Origin of the sequence: Anaerocolumna xylanovorans DSM 12503 (assembly GCF_900143645.1) — a bacterium.
Classification (GTDB): Bacteria; Bacillota; Clostridia; order Lachnospirales; family Lachnospiraceae; genus Anaerocolumna; species Anaerocolumna xylanovorans.
Map to the genome: position 1 here is coordinate 250656 of NZ_FRFD01000007.1, position 18907 is coordinate 269562.

At 40.1% G+C, this 18907-nt stretch carries 16 protein-coding genes; 1 reads left to right on the top strand and 15 read right to left on the bottom strand.

Annotation, left to right across the window (positions count from 1 at the left end; translation table 11 throughout):
• Positions 1-204, top strand: a 204-nt coding sequence (locus BUF11_RS24380) for a hypothetical protein (RefSeq protein ID WP_175562062.1), incomplete at its 5' end; no start/stop codon positions are given.
• Positions 205-425: 221 nt separating this feature from the next.
• On the opposite strand, the gene BUF11_RS24385 is transcribed toward BUF11_RS24380, so the two are convergent.
• From BUF11_RS24385 to ruvA, 15 genes are all read right to left on the bottom strand, one after another.
• Positions 426-2987 (bottom strand): hypothetical protein, encoded by a 2562-nt coding sequence (locus tag BUF11_RS24385; protein ID WP_073589344.1) that lies wholly within the window; start codon positions 2985-2987, stop codon positions 426-428.
• Between the two features lie 251 nt (positions 2988-3238).
• Positions 3239-3802: a uridine kinase family protein gene (locus tag BUF11_RS13325; RefSeq protein ID WP_175562063.1), complete on the bottom strand. Its 564-nt coding sequence runs from the start codon at positions 3800-3802 to the stop codon at positions 3239-3241.
• Positions 3803-4094: 292 nt separating this feature from the next.
• The gene (locus BUF11_RS13330; RefSeq protein WP_073589346.1) at positions 4095-4460 is read right to left on the bottom strand and encodes a RidA family protein; all 366 of its coding nucleotides are present in this window, start codon (positions 4458-4460) and stop codon (positions 4095-4097) included.
• 133 nt (positions 4461-4593) lie between these two features.
• Positions 4594-6459, bottom strand: coding sequence for a M56 family metallopeptidase (locus tag BUF11_RS13335; RefSeq protein ID WP_073589347.1), 1866 nt, complete (start codon positions 6457-6459; stop codon positions 4594-4596).
• Positions 6459-6824 carry a BlaI/MecI/CopY family transcriptional regulator gene (locus BUF11_RS13340; RefSeq protein ID WP_073589348.1) on the bottom strand — a complete coding sequence of 122 codons (366 nt, stop codon included), beginning with the start codon at positions 6822-6824 and terminating at the stop codon, positions 6459-6461. The genes BUF11_RS13335 and BUF11_RS13340 overlap by 1 nt, the downstream gene beginning before the upstream one ends.
• A gap of 518 nt (positions 6825-7342) precedes the next feature.
• On the bottom strand, positions 7343-8269 hold the full coding sequence (gene tsf, locus BUF11_RS13345; RefSeq protein WP_073589349.1) for a translation elongation factor Ts: 927 nt from the start codon (positions 8267-8269) through the stop codon (positions 7343-7345).
• A 218-nt stretch (positions 8270-8487) separates the two neighbouring features.
• Positions 8488-9264: a 30S ribosomal protein S2 gene (rpsB, locus tag BUF11_RS13350; RefSeq protein WP_073589350.1), complete on the bottom strand. Its 777-nt coding sequence runs from the start codon at positions 9262-9264 to the stop codon at positions 8488-8490.
• Positions 9265-9471: 207 nt separating this feature from the next.
• Complete coding sequence (locus BUF11_RS13355) at positions 9472-10482, bottom strand: DUF4349 domain-containing protein (RefSeq protein WP_073589351.1); 1011 nt, start codon at positions 10480-10482, stop codon at positions 9472-9474.
• Between the two features lie 208 nt (positions 10483-10690).
• Positions 10691-11143, bottom strand: coding sequence for an NUDIX hydrolase (locus tag BUF11_RS13360; RefSeq protein ID WP_073274341.1), 453 nt, complete (start codon positions 11141-11143; stop codon positions 10691-10693).
• A gap of 154 nt (positions 11144-11297) precedes the next feature.
• Positions 11298-12812, bottom strand: coding sequence for a peptidoglycan D,D-transpeptidase FtsI family protein (locus BUF11_RS13365; protein ID WP_073589352.1), 1515 nt, complete (start codon positions 12810-12812; stop codon positions 11298-11300).
• Positions 12754-14130 (bottom strand): FtsW/RodA/SpoVE family cell cycle protein, encoded by a 1377-nt coding sequence (locus tag BUF11_RS13370; protein WP_073589353.1) that lies wholly within the window; start codon positions 14128-14130, stop codon positions 12754-12756. The genes BUF11_RS13365 and BUF11_RS13370 overlap by 59 nt, the downstream gene beginning before the upstream one ends.
• Before the next feature lie 38 nt (positions 14131-14168).
• Positions 14169-16613, bottom strand: a complete 2445-nt coding sequence (locus BUF11_RS13375) for a peptidase U32 family protein (protein ID WP_073589354.1) — start codon at positions 16611-16613, stop codon at positions 14169-14171.
• Between the two features lie 101 nt (positions 16614-16714).
• A complete protein-coding gene (gene zapA, locus BUF11_RS13380) occupies positions 16715-17131 on the bottom strand; it encodes a cell division protein ZapA (RefSeq protein ID WP_073589355.1) in 417 nt (138 codons plus the stop codon).
• A gap of 115 nt (positions 17132-17246) precedes the next feature.
• On the bottom strand, positions 17247-18254 hold the full coding sequence (gene ruvB, locus BUF11_RS13385) for a Holliday junction branch migration DNA helicase RuvB (RefSeq protein WP_073589356.1): 1008 nt from the start codon (positions 18252-18254) through the stop codon (positions 17247-17249).
• A gap of 12 nt (positions 18255-18266) precedes the next feature.
• A complete protein-coding gene (ruvA, locus tag BUF11_RS13390) occupies positions 18267-18893 on the bottom strand; it encodes a Holliday junction branch migration protein RuvA (protein ID WP_073589357.1) in 627 nt (208 codons plus the stop codon).
• Positions 18894-18907 lie beyond the last annotated feature (14 nt).

The following is an 18907-nucleotide window of genomic DNA, read 5'->3' on the forward strand; positions in this document are numbered from 1 at the left end:
CCTGGCTGCGGCGGTCTTGGCCCCGGTCCTGGTCCTGGCTGCGGTGGTCTTGGCCCCGGTCCCGGTCCTGGCTGCGGCGGTCTTGGCCCCGGCCCTGGTCCTGGCTGCGGTGGTCTTGGCCCCGGTCCCGGTCCTGGCTGTGGTGGTCTTGGCCCCGGTCCTGGTCCCGGCTGCGGTGGCCTTGGCCCCGGTCCTGGTCCTTGATTTGGGTTACGTCTGGGGTCATAGTTAGGTGGGAATACAATTTCTTCACCGGATACAACATTCTCAAACTCTACAGTTTTATCATCTTCAGAACCCTGTTTATGGAAGAAGTTATAATCATCCAATTTAGAGTCTCCTTGCACATTCTTTCTTACACTTATCATATGATAAAAATTATAAAATGTTAAAATATATATCGGTAAATACAGCTGTCCCGGAACTTAGTTCAATGAAACCGGATTTCTTAAGTATCTCTGTGCTTTCGTAATCCACCAGTAATCATCTGCCGGCGGCGAACCTACAGCATCTGTGCTGGCTCCTACTCCTGCACCGAACAGGATACAGGTAATACCTGCTGCCTTTGCCTCCTCAATATGAGAACCATAAGTAATGGTACCGTTGCTTACCTTAATCTTAGGATCATTGGATGCATTGGATGAAAAATAGTCCACCCTGGCCTGTGAACCCGGTTTAAAGGTATCTCCAAAGAAATAGTCAGGTGCTGAATCCTCATAATATCCAACTGCATTGGAAAGCTCTTTAAACAGCCCTCCGGTGTAAGGATTTGCTTCCTGGGATGTATTCAAATGTCCTACAGGGAGCTGCCACAGCGTAACCGGTAAGGCCGTTGTACTGTGTAATACTCCCGCATAGAAAATATAATTATTCCAAAGGTCTGCATTCCATAACCATCTGGAGCCTGCCGGATTAGTAACCGCACCAGATTCATATGCTCCATCCAATCCGTACTTGTCAATGGAAATAAAGTCTGCGCCATAGGATGTGATACCGGCTTCCATATAATACAGTGCGGTCTCTTTTGCTGCATTCTGAATAAAAGCTCTGCCGGCAGTATAGCCTAAGATTTCCGTTGCATGCATAAGTCCCTGTCCCGGTACATCCTTGGAATATCCCCATGTGTTAAACTGCCATCCAAATATAGCCTTAGGAGATGTCTTATTGATAATATAATTGATGGATTGTACCAATCCTGTTACGGTATTCGGGAAATCAGGATCAACACCCTTTTTCAAAATACCGGAAGTATAAGCTGCTTCCACTCCTGCTGCCGCAATGCTAGAAGGAGTCTTTCCTGACTGCTGCATCATATAACCAAGAAAATCCGGTTCCAGGACAATACCAAAGGTCTCATCATATTGGTTGCAAATATCAAGGAAGAATTTCAGATCCTCATAGTAAGCTTTCATATAAGCAGTATCATTTATGTGTTTAATATCAACATTATAATCTTCTGCGGAATCCGGGATATTGTAATATACAAAGTATGGAATCATTCCCAGCTTCAAGCTTTCGGTAATGTAAGTTTTAGCTCTGGCCCCATCTTCGGTGGTCCAGCTTCTCCATCCATTTACCGGTCCGCCATTGATATAGATATATCTGATATCACAGCGTTTATTTGTATCATCGGTATCCGTATCTTTCCAGAAGTTCAAATCATTGGCAGTGTCCTCGGAAACCTGCCCGATTGAAACATAATTTGGCAAACCAGGAAGGGATCCATCAGCATTTTTCACCCTGATTCCAATATAACGTTCTTCCTTCGTTGTTGTTTCTACTATTTTTAATCCGGTTCTGCCTGCTCCGACTGCTTCAATTTTCAACTTATTTCCATCTGTGATGGAAGCCTTTGCAACAGAAGTATTACTTGATATTACTGTATACCCGGGAGCCTGTGCATCAACATGCAGCAGGTTAAAGGTATATGTGCCCTGTGCTACTGTATACTGATTCTTGGCACCATCATCATCAATTGTGCCGATTACAATCTTACTGCTGTCAGCAGAACCCACTTTCAGGCTGATTGCGTCGCTGTTTGTACTTCCATAAGAATTAGCCAGCTCTATATAGTAATAGTATGTACCCGGAACGGTTCTTCCTGTAATCGGTATTACAAAAGTTTGTACGCTCGGAGAATTATCCGTTAATGCTCCGGCAGATACCTGCTTGTAAGAGCCTCCGGCACCTATTTTTTCATACAGTTTGTAACTGGTTCCGTTATTGCCATACCACATATTGACTGTGATATCATATGTACCATCCGTATCATTACCCCATTGGTTATGCTGCAATGTTGGTTTGCCCGGAACACCGGTCGCTTTTCCGCCAGGCACCGGTGTTGCTGTTGGTGTCGGTGTTATTGTTGCTGTCGGTGTTGGTGTCACTGTTGGTGTTACCGGTGGTGTTATTGTCGGTGTTACCGGTGGTGTTATTGTCGGTGTTACCGGCGGCGTTATTGTCGGTGTTACCGATGGCGTTATTGTTGGTGTTGTTGTAGGTGTTACTGTTGGTATCACAGTCGGTGTTACTGTTGTTGTCGGTACCGGCGTTATTGTCGGTGTAGCAGTCGATTGTGTCACCTGCAGGCTGATAATGGAGCTCTTGGATTTTCCGTAAGAATTAGCCAGCTCCGCGTAGTAATAGTAAGTCCCGATAGCCTTGTTCTTAAAGTTTACTACAAAGGACTGGGCATTCGGTGAATTATCGCTCATATTTCCCTGTGCCGCTACGCTAAAATTGCTCTGTGAATTATACCCCTCATACAATATAAAGCTTGTACCATTGTTACCATACCACATATTACCTGTGATATCATAGTCCCCATCCGGATCCCCAGGCCATTGATTGTGGGACAAGGTAACTTGTGCCGGTATTCCTGCCGCCTCTACCGTAGCAACGGTTGGTACGTTTGGAACTCCCAGCAAAATGAGTGCCGCAACTAGTATTGCAGTAATCATTTTTTGAAATTTTCCATTTCTTTTCATTAATACCTCCTTCTGCATTTAAAATGCCTACATAATTTACTAAAAATAGATTTTTATTCTATTTTTTACTATTTTACACTATATTACTAAGAATTTCTATACATTTTTTCTATTTTTATCTTACATATTACGAGTTTTTTTAGTAAATTTACTAAACTAAAGAAAGAAATTTTTTTCAAAAATAGATTTCAAAATAAAAAAGCCTGTAAAATAGTAACAACACTAAATTACAGACCTTTATGTACTAACGCTCAGCAAATATGTTCTTGAATTTGCCGGACAACCATTTCAAGTGCAGTGTCTGAAGGATTAGAACCATTAAGAATCAAATCCGCCTTCCATTTACTGGGTTCCACATACTCCTCATGACGATAACGCACTAAATCCAGATAAACTTTAGAAACTTCTTCAAAATTCAATCCCCAACTCATGTTTCGCCTCAACCTGCGAACAATTCTTTCATCTGCCTGACAATCAACAAACAGTTTTAAATTCAATAATTTATATAACTCTTTTTTCCAGAGAGTCAGCAAACCTTCTACCAAAACCACTTGATATTTCTCTTCTGTTATCGCCGCTTCCACATCTTCCTGCATTCTTAATAAATCCATAGTATCCGGATGATTATCATCAAGATATAAAATTCCTGTCACAGGTGCCTCACTAACCGGCCTGTTTTCCGGTTCTTTAAAATAGTCATCCATATGAAATACTCTAATCAGGCTTCCTTCTAACTTCTTTTCCAATTGACTGCAAAATGTAGATTTCCCGCTGGCACTGCCTCCTGCAATTCCTACCACATATGTTTTTTTCATATTAACCCCTTTTGTAAATATCAAATCTTTGTCATTTTCTCTGTCCATTATATGATATCATTAAACCACTGTAAAATCACCCTCCTTTTCTTTTTTAAATATCTATGTCCTTTTTACTTTTACCTTCTGAATCCCACAAATACTTTAGGTTTTTTTACACACCCGACTAAATTCTTAAGCAATAAAAAAGGATATGCCACCAAGCATATCCTCTCTGTTTAAATTCTATTATTTCTTACCAGAAACTAAAAATCGTGCAAACCTTGCTGCCACTCTTTGATTAGTTTCCCATTTATTTTTTATATGCAATTGCATCTATCTGAATATGAAGTCCATCCGGCCCGCCTATATGTGCAAAATCGGTCTGAATTGTTTTTCTTGCTGGATACTTTCCATTAAAACGTTGTTTGAATACTTCCTCCATAATCGGAATATTCCAAGCATCTCTTAGCAAAACATCAATCTTAACAACAGCATCTAAAGTTAAGTCTATTTGCTTCAGGCGATTTTCCATATCATCAATCGCCCCATTAACCTGTGCTTCAAAGAGTTGTCCCACATTACCTACACAGAAGTTTAAAAAAACAAAATCCCCTGCCTCTACCATTTCTGACCAAGCACAATCTTGATTAATATTGTATCTTTTAATTTCACTCATAACTTCCCTCCCTTATCTACTATTTGAATTAGTTGCTGAATTTTTGATGTGCCAATTCAATTTACTCTTTTACAAAATTGAGAACTATCTCTACTTTGCTTAATACATACTTTGTACTTCTTAAATCAATTTATTAATTTGCAGAAAGTTGATTATCAATATTCTCCTTGGTAAAATCATACCAAATTGCATCTTTTTTGTTCTCTTGATTTTCCATAAAAGCCTGATATTCACTCTCTGTAACAGCCTGGCCATCTATAAAATAGGAGTCCCCAGGCAAATTTGGTTCGCAATATGCTATATTGTCATATTCACAGTTATTTAATGTGAAACGCAATTTTGCGTATCCATTGTCATCCGCACCATTTGACCAATTAAAGGTGCCATCACTTTTTAGAGAATACAAACCTCTGTAACTAAAATTATAGCCATAAACTGTGCCGTCGCTATAATGTAATACTTCAACATAATCGGGATACGGATAGTCATTGGTTAAGCAATACTGTATAACTATTTCAGGTACTTCATCTCCATCCATATCCAAGACGGTAAAATTCAAAAATTTATAGGTTTCTAACCCACCCTTGAGAAGCTGATCCAAATATATTGTTTTTGTTCCACTTTCTGCGTAAGATGTGGTAATAAATTCAGTTTTATTTTGCAATACATCCTTGTAAGCTGAAAATGGATTTTGAGGGGATGGAGTACCATTTAATCTCTCGCGCACATAATTTAATTCTTCTTTTGCACTTTGCCCATGATATTTCTGATCAATCTCCGACATCAGTTCTCTTTGATAGTCAAAAGTATTGTTTCCCTGTGAAAGATAAACTCTTGAGGCTATAAAAGAACGTTCACTATTTGAATATTGAATTAAAATGACAACATCCTCTTTACCATCATTATTACAATCACCTGTAGCATAATCTACGATTTTATCAAAAGGTACCGTAACATGATTATCTTCAAAATCTGATTCCAGTTCGGTTTTTCCATTAGAATCAGTCCAATAAAATTTTATGTCTTGGGCTGCAAGAGTGGGCTTTTCCCAGCTTAATCCTGACCTGGTAATTGGATTTGCCATCAGTCCCGCACAGATACCGACAACCACAATCAAGGCAACAATAACTGCCCAAAACCCAGGCTTTTTATAGTTCAGAATATTTTTTATTCTACTTTTGGTATCCCCTTCACCAAAAGCAAGGGGTGTGCCACCAACAGTCCGCCTGCCGGTAGCAAGTGCGAGTAGCGATGATGAATACTCTTTTTTAACAGTGTTTCCAAGTTGCTTTATGACAGCTTCGTCACAGGTCATTTCCATATCTCTGCCACTTATAAAGAAAGCCACCCATACAAGCGGATTGAACCAGTACAGGCACAATACAAAAAAAGACAAAAGCTTTACCACATGGTCAAAATGCTTTATATGTGTTTGCTCATGCAAAAGAATATATTGATTTTCTTCCGCAGATAAAGTATTCGGCAGATAAATTCTCGGGCGAAATATCCCCATCACAAAAGGAGTGTCCAATTGCTTTACAATATAAATATTATTATCTTCACAGACTGCATTTCTGAGTCTTTTTTTCAATTTCAATAAAGATACAATGTTATAGGATAGTAAAATAACAATGCCGGCAAGCCAAACAATTTCACCGAGAAAAGCCCATACTTGCAAGGAATTTACACTTGCATGAGGTGCTGCAGCAGGCAGTGATTGGTTTATAGCATTATTGATTACTGTGACACCGGTATCTATCTTAGGTGTGGGCGCATAAACAATATCCTGCGAAATAGGGTTCGCTTTTGTGGGCAAAATGCTGAAGATGCTCTCAAAAGAAAATGGGCAAATAAGCCGAAATAGAACCACGCTCCATAAGGAATAGGAAAAGACTTTCGGCGCTTTTTTCAGTAATATTCGGACAAACAATACAAATAAAATAACCACACTTGCATTAAAGCTCATATTGAGAATCTGTAAAAACAGTCTATCCAGCATTACTTCACCTCCTTATGTTCATTGATGAGCTGCTGTATTTCATTTATTTCTTTTTCACTCAACTTATTCCTGTGCGTAAAGGCAGCGATGAACTTAGGTAGTGACCCCGCAAAGGTTTCGTTCAGAAACTGTTCCCCCTGACTCGCTTGAAATTCATCTTTAGACATTAAGGATGTCACCAAGCCACCCTTATTTTGAAAAAGCTTACGTTCGCATAAACGTTTAAGCATAGTGTATGTGGTGGTGCGTTTCCAATTAAATGCTTCAGCGCATAATTGAGTTAGAATTCGGGAGCTGACCGGCTCATGCTCCCAGATTAGATCTGCAAATCGCTGTTCCATTTCACCCAATTTATATTGTTCCATATCCGCCCCTCCTGTCGTATGTTGTTAGACCAAAGTCAGTCTAACACGTTTAGACTAAAACGTCAATATAGTGCTTACCCCAAATCTTAACTAATTTTTAGCTCAAGCAAAATTATGTCCGTACCTTTTGGGATATGTGATCCAGATAAGCAAAGAATTGCCTGTCATATCTCCCTCTGCATAGAATTCACTTTCTAATCGTTTCTCCTGGTCACCGGACACAGGCTCCAGGGTTTCACAATATGTAACAAGCTGGTTCGTTTATGGCTGATTAAATTTTCCTTTTGGAAATCATATAATAATTTTATGGTATAGCTCAATTTAATGGATTCACCATATGTCTATAAGTAAGATGCAAACTTCGCCCCGAAAACCTGCGGTATTTTACGATACCGCAAAACGTAAGAAAACCGCCGGAAACACTGGGTTTTCGGCGGTTTAGCACTATTTAAAAATATGAAATTAATTTCCCATCTGCTTTGCAAGCTTCTTACGAAGAAGTTGCTGCTACTCTTTGATTAATTTCCCATCTGCTTTGCAACTTCTTCGGCAAAGTTTTCGGATTTCTTCTCGATACCTTCACCGGTTTCAAAGCGAACAAAGCTCTTAATAGCAATGGGAGCACCGATTTCTTTTGCTACTGTGTCAAGATACTTCTGAACGGTTAAATCTCCGTCTTTTACATAAACCTGATCTACAAGGCAGATTTCTTTTAATTCTTTGTTTAAACGGCCTTCAATCATCTTCTCAATGATATTTTCAGGCTTTCCGGTATTTTCATTCATTGCCTGAGCCTTTAAGATATCTTTCTCATGAGCAATGTATTCTTCAGGAATTTCAGTTCTCTGAACGTACTTAGGAGAAATTGCTGCAATCTGCATAGCAATATTCTTAGCTGCTTCTTTTGCAACATCGTTGCAAACAGTTGTTTCAACTTCAACTAATACACCGATTCTTCCGCCGCCATGGATATAAGATTCAACAAAACCATTCTCAGCAACTACTTTCTGGAATCTTCTGATGTTCATGTTTTCACCGATTACTGCTATCTGGCTGGATAATTCTTCTTTTACTGTCTTGGAAGTATCAAGAGCCCAATTTTCAGCTAAAAATGCATCAATATCAGCGCTGTTTGTTGTCATAGCCTGATTTACAACTGCATTAACAAAGCTCCTGAAAGTTTCGTTCTTTGCTACGAAGTCTGTTTCGCTGTTAACTTCTACGATAGCAGCTACTTTACCGTCTTCGCTTACTGTAGTATCACAAATACCTTCTGCCGCAATTCTTCCTGATTTTTTCTCAGCAGCAGCAAGTCCTTTTTCTCTTAAGAACTCAACTGCCTTATCCATATCTCCATCGGTTGCCGCAAGTGCTTTCTTACAATCCATCATGCCGGCTCCGGTCATATCTCTTAAATCTTTAACCATTGCTGCTGTAATAGCCATGTTTGTATTCCTCCGTTTTTTGATTATATTAACTCCAATGTTTTTTGCTTCACACTAATCCCCATGCATATCGCAGGCGAACCTGCGATACTGCCTGAATAGAAATTTAAAAAATATCTTTTATTTTTCAAACTAATTCTTATAGCATAAATCATCTGCTTGCAGATGATTTACTACCGCCCGGGATTAGAACATGAAAATACATCGTATTTTTCACATTATGCTTCTACAAATTCCGTTGAGCTTTTTTCGGCTGCTTCTACTGCTTCTGCTGTCTCATTAGAAGCTTCTTCCGTACTGTCAGTCATCTGAACACCCTGGTTTGCTTCGATAACGGCATCTGCCATTTTAGCAACGATTAACTTAACCGCTCTGATAGCATCATCATTACCAGGAATTACATAATCAAGTTCTTCGGGATCACAGTTTGTATCTGCAATACCGATTAAAGGAATACCTAATGCATGAGCTTCCTGTACGCAAATTCTTTCCTTCTTAGGATCTACTATAAAGATAGCATCAGGAATAGTCTTCATATTCTTAATTCCACCGAGGTTCTTCTCTAATTTTTCCCATTCTTTCTTTAATTCGATAACTTCTTTCTTGGGAAGAACTTCGAAAGTACCGTCCTGGGACATTGTTTCAATCTGCTTCAATCTTGTAATTCTGCTCTGGATGGTCTTGAAGTTTGTTAACATACCGCCTAACCATCTCTCATTTACAAAGAACATACTGCAGCGTTCTGCTTCGGACTTAACGGAATCCTGTGCCTGCTTCTTAGTTCCTACAAAAAGAATCTTTCCGCCATCAGCAACAATATTCTTGATTGCATAATAAGCTTCATCTACCTTTCCTACAGACTTCTGCAGGTCAATGATATAGATTCCGTTTCTTTCTGTGTAGATGTACTCTGCCATCTTAGGGTTCCATCTTCTTGTCTGGTGTCCGAAATGTACACCTGCTTCTAATAACTGCTTCATTGATATAACGCTCATAATTTACCTCCATGTGGTTGTTTTCTTCCGTATATCTCACTTTCCTGGCAGACCATTAGGCACCCGGCCAGAAATCAACATACGTGCAATTTAGCATTAGAATTATAACACAGCTTCTTCCATATGGCAAGCATAATTTTATCTGCTTATTCATACAGTTTTCATAAAGATTCTTCCAATCTTCATAATAAAGCAAACTATAGGGTTCTAATCCTTTTGATTGTCTTCTTCTTTCTTCTCATTTGCTGTATTCACTTTCGAAGCAGGAAACTTCTTTTTGTCTTTTCTATAGAATTTTCTTACAAAGATCCATGCGGACAGACCAATTACAACTCCCCAGAATAGAATGTAGGGCAGATTTACAACAAACCAGACTGCAAGCTCCACAAAACCGTCTCTCATAGTAAGAAGTGAATTCATAAGGCCCGTCTTCATTCTGCTTCCGGTTCCTTTGCTTTCCACTTGTGTGATTCTTTCTACCTCGCTGACATACAAGGTTATTGTAGCGTAATCTATCAGATTATCATAAGTCCGAAGGGCCGATGCGTTCTGTTCCAGTTCATACCTTACATCACTTAGTCTGTCTTCTAAGGAGATAATAGCATCAATATTATCAGACTTTTCTAAAAGGGCCAAAAGTCTTTCCTGCTCTATTTGTAAAGTCTTAACCTTGCTCTCAGTATCGACATATTCCAATGTAACATCTTTACTGTTTTCTTCCTGATGAATAAGAGTCATGCTGTCTCCCATCATCTTAACAAAGCCATCGGTCTTGTCTATGGGTATACGAAGAGTATATTGTGCACTTCTGCTGCTATTATTTGTTGTACGGTTTCCATTTATTGATGAGCTTTCAACATAACCTCCGGCCTTTTGCATTTCTTCCGTAATGACCTTTAAAGCTCCGTCAAATTCCACCGTTTCCAGCTCCAGGCTGATTCTTCTGATTCTCTTTCTGCCGGAGTCCGCACTGTTTGCAGAGGTATTAGAAGATGTTTCTCCCCCTAATGTTCCTGAGTCCTTTAATTCCTCCGCAGCTGCCGGGCCCTCTGACGTTGTTTCCGCTGTATAGCCATAACTATCTCCGCTGCCTGTATCAGCCTTTTGTTCACTCCTGCTTTCAGATGTAAATTTCATCTCTTCCTTACCGGAACTGCAGGCTGTAAGTATTAGTACTACTGCCATTAAAAATGAATATAAAATCCGTCTTTTTTTCATAAATACCTCCTTTAATTATGCAGAAACTCTCATCACTGAAACTTTTACTTTCCCCATATATTCATTATAAATGAATTGTAACACTTTTACAACAAAGGAAGGGTGCATTAAGGAAATTGTAAGAAAACCAGGAAATACAAACTTATAACACACAAAAGAGAATCAACAGCAAAACTTGCTGCCGATTCTCCCTTCTCTTTTTTGACCCTCAAAAATATTTTTTGTTTCCCCACAAATTACTTTTCTTTAAATCCAGATATTCATTATAGGCACGCTCTAATATCTGCTTCTCGTTGGAGAATTTCAACATGTGGTACGCTTCATGAAATTTGTAATATCCGGAATCCATAAAATATTCTTCTCTTTGCGGTTTGCTGTAATAGCTATCAGACATCATTAAATACCAATGAACATCCTTTATTACTGTATTCTGTGGTGTACTGAATGTATACTGGCTTTTTCCAATATATTTGATTATAGAAGCATCCGTCCCTGTTTCTTCTTTTACCTCACGTATGGCTGTCTCCTTAAATTCTTCTCCTTCCTCCACAGTTCCTTTCGGTAGAACCCAACCTTCATATTTGTTTTTATAGTTCTTATACAGTAGTAAAATCTTTCCTCTGAAAATAACTACACCGCCACAGCTCGTTGCTTCAATCATCGCAATTCCTCCTGTATTATGGTGTGTCAAATAACTGTTTTCAGTATACATCATTTTACATAATTGTTCAACTGATATTTATGCAATACTAACAAATATCTGTACCAGAAAGACAAAATCCCCATGATTTTCTACCGTTATGGCAGATATTTTTCTATTTATTTCCAAAATAAGTCTTAAATATTTTATTTGCAATGGGAACTGCATAATCACTTCCTGTACCGACACTTTCTACAATAATACTTACTGCTATATCCGGGTTCTCAGCCGGTGCAAAACCCACAAACCAGGCATGAGCCGGTTTTCCCTCCATAAACTCCGCTGATCCGGTTTTTCCTGCTACGGTATAGCGGTCATTTTTAAGGGAACCCGCAGTTCCGTTTTCCACTGTCTCCGTCATAAAGGAGGTTAAGATTTCCGCTTCTTTTGGAGTCATTACAGTCCTATACATTGCCGGAAAGTATTTTTTGACCGCTTCCCCGCTCTGGCTTTCTATATGGTCTACAACATAAGGCTTCATCATAATGCCGCCGTTTGCAACAGCAGATATAATCAAAGCATTATGAAGAGGGGTAATCTGAGTCTGTCCCTGCCCGATTACCGTCTGTGGAATCTGGTCAATAGGCGATTTGCCATTTAATACAAAGCTGCTCTTATTATACAACATGTCAACAGGAATACTTTGATTGAACAGGAAGGTATCACAGAGTTTACGAAAAGCATTCATATTCAGGGTAGTTCCGATGTTGGCAAAAGAAGAGTTACAGGATTTTGCCAGGGATTCTTTTAAATCCACCTTTCCATGGGCTTTGTTATTGTAACAATTAATCGTAACGCTGTTAAATATGCCCTTACCTGTGCAGTTATATTCATATTTTTCATAATCCGGGTTTTCTCTGATATATTCAAGAGCCGTAAGAATCTTAAAGGTAGAACCCGGAGGATATAAGCCCTGTGCGGCACGGTTAACCAGAGGGGAGGTCTTTTCTTCCTCCTTCGAATCTTCCTTCGTAAGTTCATCCCATATCTCATTTATCTGATTGGGATCATAGTCAGGTTTTGATACCATGGCAAGTATTTTGCCGGAAGAAGGCTCCATCACAACGACTGCCCCTTTATGGCTTCCCAGTGCATCATAGGCTGCTTTTTGCAGTCTGGTATCCAGAGTGGTTACAACACTGTCTCCAATACTTTTTCCGCCTGAGAGCTCTTTTACAACCTTAGTGACCGCATTAATATGAGAAGTTAAAAGGTGGAAATTCTCTGAAGACTCCAATCCTGTCCTGCCTTTTGAAAATCTTCCTACTATATGGGCATAAATATTTCTAAAAGGATAATCCCTGGTCTCATTGCCATCCGAATCCACAAGGGTATGAGCAAGTACCTTGCCGTCGGCAGAGAGAATATCCCCCCTTATTATCTGTTCTGCCAATAAATCCTGCCTTTTGTTGTAAGGATTATTAATTACCTCCTCACTGTCTCTAAACATAAAATGCACATAAAAGCCTATCACCAGCAGAAAAAGTCCCGCAAACATATAGGCAATAAATATAACTTCCCTGTTGGTATTTCTTTTTGGCTTTTCTTTTGTATCTTTTTGTATTTGTTTTTCACGCCTCGCTATCAACGGGGATTTCTTTTTCCTTTTGCTTTTTTCTTCTCTTTCCATCTTCGTTCCTATCCTGACTCAGAACATAGAGCCCCTGAATCACACTAAACATAATAATGCTGCAAAGCACCGAACTTCCTCCATAGCTTACAAAGGGAAGGGTAACACCCGTTGAAGGAATCAGCTTGATAGCTCCTCCAAGGGAGAGAAACACCTGAAAGGCATACATAACGCCAAAGCCAAGCGCTATAAGCTTATAGAATTCCTTTTCAAAACGCATGGCAATATTAATCGTAAGTACAAAATAATTCAGACAAATTAATACCAGGCAGATGGCAAAAAAGCCGCCCAATTCTTCTGCTATGGCAGAAAATATAAAGTCACTGTCAGCCACCGGAATACTTGTAGGAAGACCTTTGGTAAGCCCCATACCAAACCAGCCGCCAGTCCCTATGGCAAAAAGTGACTGGGCTACCTGATAGCCTTCCTTGTCAATTAAAGTCCAGGGGTCCTTCCAGGCCTTTACTCTTACTCTTACATGAGAAAAGAACCGGTAAGCTAAAACAGAGGCCATAACGCTGGCAGCTACACCGGCAGCAAGATAAAGAGTCTTGGCCGTTGCTGTGTAGAGCATCATAAGATAGGTTATAAAGAAAATAAAGGCTCCGCCTAAATCCTTTTCTGCTACCAGTATCACTACATGAACTGCCGCAAGAGCCGATACGATTACGATATATTTAAAATCCTTCCTTCTGGAAAGAAGGGAAGCAAAGCAGAATACAAATAATATCTTGACGAATTCCGAAGGCTGAAAGGTGACACCTTTAATATTAACCCAGTTAGTAGCGCCGTAATTTTCAACTCCCCAGAAAAGCACTCCCAACAATATCAGAATTCCAAGTATTCCATATATCCAGCCCAAATGCCTTAAGTATTCAAGCTTTTCTATAATAATAGGAACCACCAGGCATAAAAGCAGGGCTGCCGTTGCAATGATTAACTGTTTAAAGGCTTTGTCATAATATGTTTTGGCAGACAGCCTGGCTATCATAATATATCCGGTAACCAGGAGAAATACCATATTATACAGAAATGGCTTTGAGAGATTGACATAAACCCACTGGTAGAATCCAAATATAATAAACAGCGAAACAATTTCCATCACATAAAGTATTATCAGCCAATTGCTTTTTAAATTGATAAACAAAATGGCATAGCTGATAAAATGAAAAACGAATATTAATAATTTCATATTGGTATATATTCCGCCCTGCCTTGCTTTATCCAAGATGCCAAGTACCCGGTAGGACAGGTATGTGTATATTGCTACCAGTATAATTATGACGTATTTTGACATTTCTGATAACAGGTTAACCACAAAAATCACCTTCTCTCTGCCTGTATTTATGCTTGAAATTATTCAATGCCTCTTTTAAAATGTCCTCTGGTAATGTCATTTTCCTTTTCCATAGCAGCTTCGCCAAACAAATAGGCATTCAAATATTTATCTAAGATATCTTTGGTTTCCCTTGCATCCTCTCCTGTAAAATCCAGCCTGACATATGCTGTATTTAAAGATTCCACCTCATTTACGCAGGACAAAAGGGAAAGAGGTTTGCTGTTGTAAATCACATTATAGCAATCCCTGCAATGCCTCATAACCGGAAAGGCATTTTGAAAACGGTCAAATAGAAAAGCATTTTCTGCTTCCTTAAGGCAGCAGGCTTCTTCGGATATTCCCGCAATGGGTTTCTTATCTCTTTTGCTGTCCGTCAGATATAGGCACTGGGCTGATATCATAACAGGCAGTCTTGTATAAACAGCCATATATTGATAAAGGCCCGAAACCTCCCTTAGTTCCTGATAATTTAACTCAAAAGGTGCCGTAATCCCGTCAAAACCCAATTCATTAAGATACTCTGCACCATGGCGGTTCATTGCGTAAAGGTAAGTATCCCCTATTAATCTCTTTTTGGTTTTTAATTTATTCGTAAGCAGTTCATACTCTTCCAGTGTTCTGATTAAATAGCCATTAATAGTATTATCTTCCAAGACAGATTTATTCTGTAAGAACAACTCATAGCCTTTTCTCCTAAGTACATGTGGAAGAGCCAAGACCGTCCGCTTTCCTCTTTTATTTATTTCTTCTGTATAATAAGTCAGTTTATTAAGGGCTGTCATATCACTTTCCAGAATAATTTCACTTACATGAGGGTTATCCCATACTGCCTCAAGCTGTTCTGTTCTCTGTACAAGAACAGATACTTCCAAATCCTTCTCTTCCTTCTTGCCGGAAAAGCCGGAAATCTTTTCTTGCATTCCTGCATTTCTGCGGTGCCCTTCGGTTATCGCCTGCACCAGAGCCTGTACACCTTCTCTTCTTAGCTCATTTAATTTTCCCACGGGAATAAAAAGCTCCCCCGTAAGCTCTATTGTCAATGCCTCAAAGTAAAGAGAAGTATCTCCCATCTTGTCTAACTGCTTATACAGATGCTCTTTGGTCAGGGGCTGGTTCTTTGCCATATCCGGGTTATCTCCAAATACCCTTACCTGCTTCTCATAACAGCTTAAAGTAAGGCATATTGGCTCATCCGGTTCAGCCTTAAAATGCCCCCTTACAGGTATTCTGCTCTTTTTCTCCAGATATTCTTCCCTTGTTTTGTCTAACAGCGAATTATTTCTGGTACGGTAAACCATACAGCCGGGCTTGATTTTTAACCCCCTTTTATAGTTGGCGGTTATTTTCTTCCCCTTATTTTCCCCTGTTTTTACCGTATATTCGTAAAGGGCTTCGTTCTCTTTCCTGACTTCCAAAACATCCTGGGCATTGATATCTTCTGTTAATTCTATTGTCATTTGGGAATCCGTACTCTTTATCACCTTTCCAACAAGTACGCCGCTGTGGTTCGGACGGTCTATAGACAGCATGGAAAAGCCATTCTGCACCTCATAATAGCCTCTTGAAAAGCCTCCTCTGTTATAGATATCGGAAAGATTCCTTAAATCTCCCTTTAATTCCTCTTCATGACTCTTTCTGTATTCCTCATAGCCTGCTTCTCCAAGCTCATAATATAAATCCGTATATTTTCGGTAAACAGAAGTTACTGCTGCGGTGTATTCCGGACTCTTCATCCTTCCTTCAATTTTAAAGGAATCTATCCCTGCCTGTATTAATTGGGGGAGTATTTCTAAGGTTTCCATATCCTTTGGACTTAAATAATAGCCTGTCCCTCTATTCTCTCCATCAATCTTAAGCTGATAAGGCATCCGGCAAGGCTGGGCACACCTGCCCCTGTTACCGCTTCTGCCTCCGATCATACTGCTTAGCAGGCATTTACCGGAATAGCAATAGCATAATGCTCCGTGGACAAAGGATTCAATCTCCAAGTCTGTTGATTTCCTGATTTCCTTAATTTCCGAAAGACTAAGTTCCCTTGCATTGACAATCCTTGTAACCCCCATATCCTTTAATACACCAGCACCTTCTCCCATGGTAATGGACATCTGGGTACTGGCATGAAGGGGAAGCTTGGGAAAATTCTCATGAAGGAAATGGAGTACCCCAAGGTCCTGGACAATGATTGCATCCACTCCCAGCTCATAATATCTCCTGCTATATTCAAACAGTTCCTTCTCAAGCTCTGTGTTCTTAAGCAGGGTATTTACCGTCATATATATTTTCTTTCCATGAAGATGAACGAAATCAATGGCCTCTTTCATGGTTTCCGGTGTAAAGTTATCCGCATATGCCCTTGCTCCGAATTTGACCCCGCCCACATAAACCGCATCACAGGATGCATTCACTGCTGCCTTTAAGCTTTGGGAAGAGCCTGCCGGAGCTAATATCTCAACTGCTTTCATGTAAACTCCCATCTGTCTTTTACTGTATTTATTCTCGAAATGAAAAAACAGGCTGGTGCAACTATGGGCTTAATCCCCTGATGATTGCAGCAGCCTTTTCATTAACCTTTTGTGTTCTTGTTACTTCCTAATTCTGTTTCAAGCCTTATAATCTTCTTCTGGTTCTCGTTAAGCTCTTCCTTTAAGGCAGCTATGGTCTTTTCTGCCTCGCTAAGCTTGGTGGTAAGGGATACCAGTTCATGCTTTAAATCAAATATTTCCTTGGCTTTTTCTTCATTTTCCTGTTCAATTTCACGAACCTGCTCCCGGACCTTAAAATAATCATCTGCTATATTAATCTCCATCAGAATACTTTTCATCTCGGAATCGAGCATTTTATAAAAATCCTGCTTCTTGAATTCACTATTTTTATTATTAATATAAGATGCCACTTTCTGAAGATACTCTTCGCTCTCATAGCCGCGCAGGGTATATTTTTTATTATTTATGATGACTTCAATGTTGTTCATCTTATTCATGGGTCTGCCTCATCCTATCTGAACCTGTCCGGTACAGCATACCTTCCTTGTATTTCCTGACTTTCCTTCTATTTGTTTTATTATAATATATCTGTGAATTTAAGGCAAGCCTTTCTTAGAGGTCAACCGGCTTTTCTGCCAGTCCGAAATGACGGTAGGCAATCCCTGATACCATACGGCCTCTGGGGGTACGAAGAATTAATCCGTTTTGCACAAGATAAGGCTCATAGACCTCTTCTATCGTGCCCGAATCTTCCCCTAATGTTGCTGCTACTGTTTCGATACCCACGGGACCTCCGTTAAACTTCTCAATCATGGAGAGGATAATCGCCCTGTCCATATTATCAAGACCAAGCTTGTCCACCTCCAGTAAATCCAGTGCAAAGTCTGCTACTTCCTTCGTAATATATCCGTCATATTTTACCTGGGCAAAATCCCTTACTCTCTTTAGAAGCCTATTAGCAAGTCTTGGCGTTCCCCTGGAACGTCTCGCTAACTCAAAGGCTCCTTCACTGTCAATATCCACCTTTAACACACCGGCAGAGCGGCATATGATTTCCTTTAACTCTTCGGTGGTGTAAAACTCCAGACGGTTAACAACGCCAAAGCGGTCTCTTAAGGGAGGTGTTAACATTCCTGCCCTGGTAGTAGCCCCCACCAAAGTGAATTTTGGCAGCTCCAGACGGATGGATTTGGCGGCAGCTCCCTTTCCGATAACAATGTCAATCGCAAAGTCCTCCATTGCCGGATATAAAAGCTCTTCCACCTGGCGGTTTAAGCGGTGGATTTCATCTACAAAGAGTACATCCCCTTCTTTTAAATTGCTAAGGATTGCCGCCATTTCTCCCGGCTTTTCGATAGCAGGGCCGGAGGTAACCTTCATATTTACCTCCATTTCATTGGCTATAATCCCCGCCAGCGTGGTTTTGCCGAGCCCCGGTGGGCCATAAAAGAGTACATGATCCAGGGATTCCCCTCTTTGCTTGGCAGCTTCAATATAGACCTTAAGATTTGCCTTTGCTTTTTCCTGTCCGATATAGCTGTCTAATAGCTGGGGTCTTAGTGAGTTCTCTATTCGTTTGTCTTCCTCAGTTAATTCCGTGGTTATAATACGTCTTTCCATTTACATCCATCCTTAAAAACTGATATTCTTTAAGGACAGCTTAAGCACATCCTCAACAGTCATATCTTCTTTTATTTCAACAGCACCTACGGTTTTTGCAGCTTCCGCCGCAGAATATCCAAGGGCCGTCAAAGCTTCAATAGCTTCTCTTCTCACTTCATACAGGATATTTCCTTCACCCCTCGGAGTAAGGCCTCCCTCTATATTCTTTGAAAGCCGCTCTTCAAAGGCATCACTTAATTTCAACTTATCCTTTAACTCTAATATCAGCTTGCCGGCTGTTTTTGTGCCAATTCCCGGCGCCTTGGCTATGGTCTTAACGTCCTCTGAAAGAACAGCAAACCGCAAGTCATCCGGCGTAATGGAAGAAAGAATTCCAAGTGCCCCCTTAGGCCCGATTCCATTAACGGTAATCAAAAGCTTGAAGATACTTAAGTCCTCTTTTGTCAAAAAGCCAAACAACCCGATATTATCTTCTCTTACATAAAGATAGGTGTAAACCGTTATAGTACTTCCGATTCGGGGAAGATTGCTTAAGCTGGAGAGAGGCATCTTGATGTCATAGCCCAGACCGCCCGTCTCCACTACAACTCCCTCTTCCGATACCAGAATAAGTTCCCCCTTAACATATGCTATCATTAACTACCCTTTCC

Excerpts from the sequence above, each read along its gene's own strand:
- BUF11_RS24385 (WP_073589344.1), bottom strand. The coding sequence starts at position 2,987 with ATGAAAAGAAATGGAAAATTTCAAAAAATGATTACTGCAATACTAGTT.
- BUF11_RS13325 (WP_175562063.1), bottom strand. The coding sequence starts at position 3,802 with ATGAAAAAAACATATGTGGTAGGAATTGCAGGAGGCAGTGCCAGCGGG.
- BUF11_RS13330 (WP_073589346.1), bottom strand. The coding sequence starts at position 4,460 with ATGAGTGAAATTAAAAGATACAATATTAATCAAGATTGTGCTTGGTCA.
- BUF11_RS13335 (WP_073589347.1), bottom strand. The coding sequence starts at position 6,459 with ATGCTGGATAGACTGTTTTTACAGATTCTCAATATGAGCTTTAATGCA.
- BUF11_RS13340 (WP_073589348.1), bottom strand. The coding sequence starts at position 6,824 with ATGGAACAATATAAATTGGGTGAAATGGAACAGCGATTTGCAGATCTA.
- tsf (WP_073589349.1), bottom strand. The coding sequence starts at position 8,269 with ATGGCTATTACAGCAGCAATGGTTAAAGATTTAAGAGATATGACCGGA.
- rpsB (WP_073589350.1), bottom strand. The coding sequence starts at position 9,264 with ATGAGCGTTATATCAATGAAGCAGTTATTAGAAGCAGGTGTACATTTC.
- BUF11_RS13355 (WP_073589351.1), bottom strand. The coding sequence starts at position 10,482 with ATGAAAAAAAGACGGATTTTATATTCATTTTTAATGGCAGTAGTACTA.
- BUF11_RS13360 (WP_073274341.1), bottom strand. The coding sequence starts at position 11,143 with ATGATTGAAGCAACGAGCTGTGGCGGTGTAGTTATTTTCAGAGGAAAG.
- BUF11_RS13365 (WP_073589352.1), bottom strand. The coding sequence starts at position 12,812 with ATGGAAAGAGAAGAAAAAAGCAAAAGGAAAAAGAAATCCCCGTTGATA.
- BUF11_RS13375 (WP_073589354.1), bottom strand. The coding sequence starts at position 16,613 with ATGAAAGCAGTTGAGATATTAGCTCCGGCAGGCTCTTCCCAAAGCTTA.
- zapA (WP_073589355.1), bottom strand. The coding sequence starts at position 17,131 with ATGAATAAGATGAACAACATTGAAGTCATCATAAATAATAAAAAATAT.
- ruvB (WP_073589356.1), bottom strand. The coding sequence starts at position 18,254 with ATGGAAAGACGTATTATAACCACGGAATTAACTGAGGAAGACAAACGA.
- ruvA (WP_073589357.1), bottom strand. The coding sequence starts at position 18,893 with ATGATAGCATATGTTAAGGGGGAACTTATTCTGGTATCGGAAGAGGGA.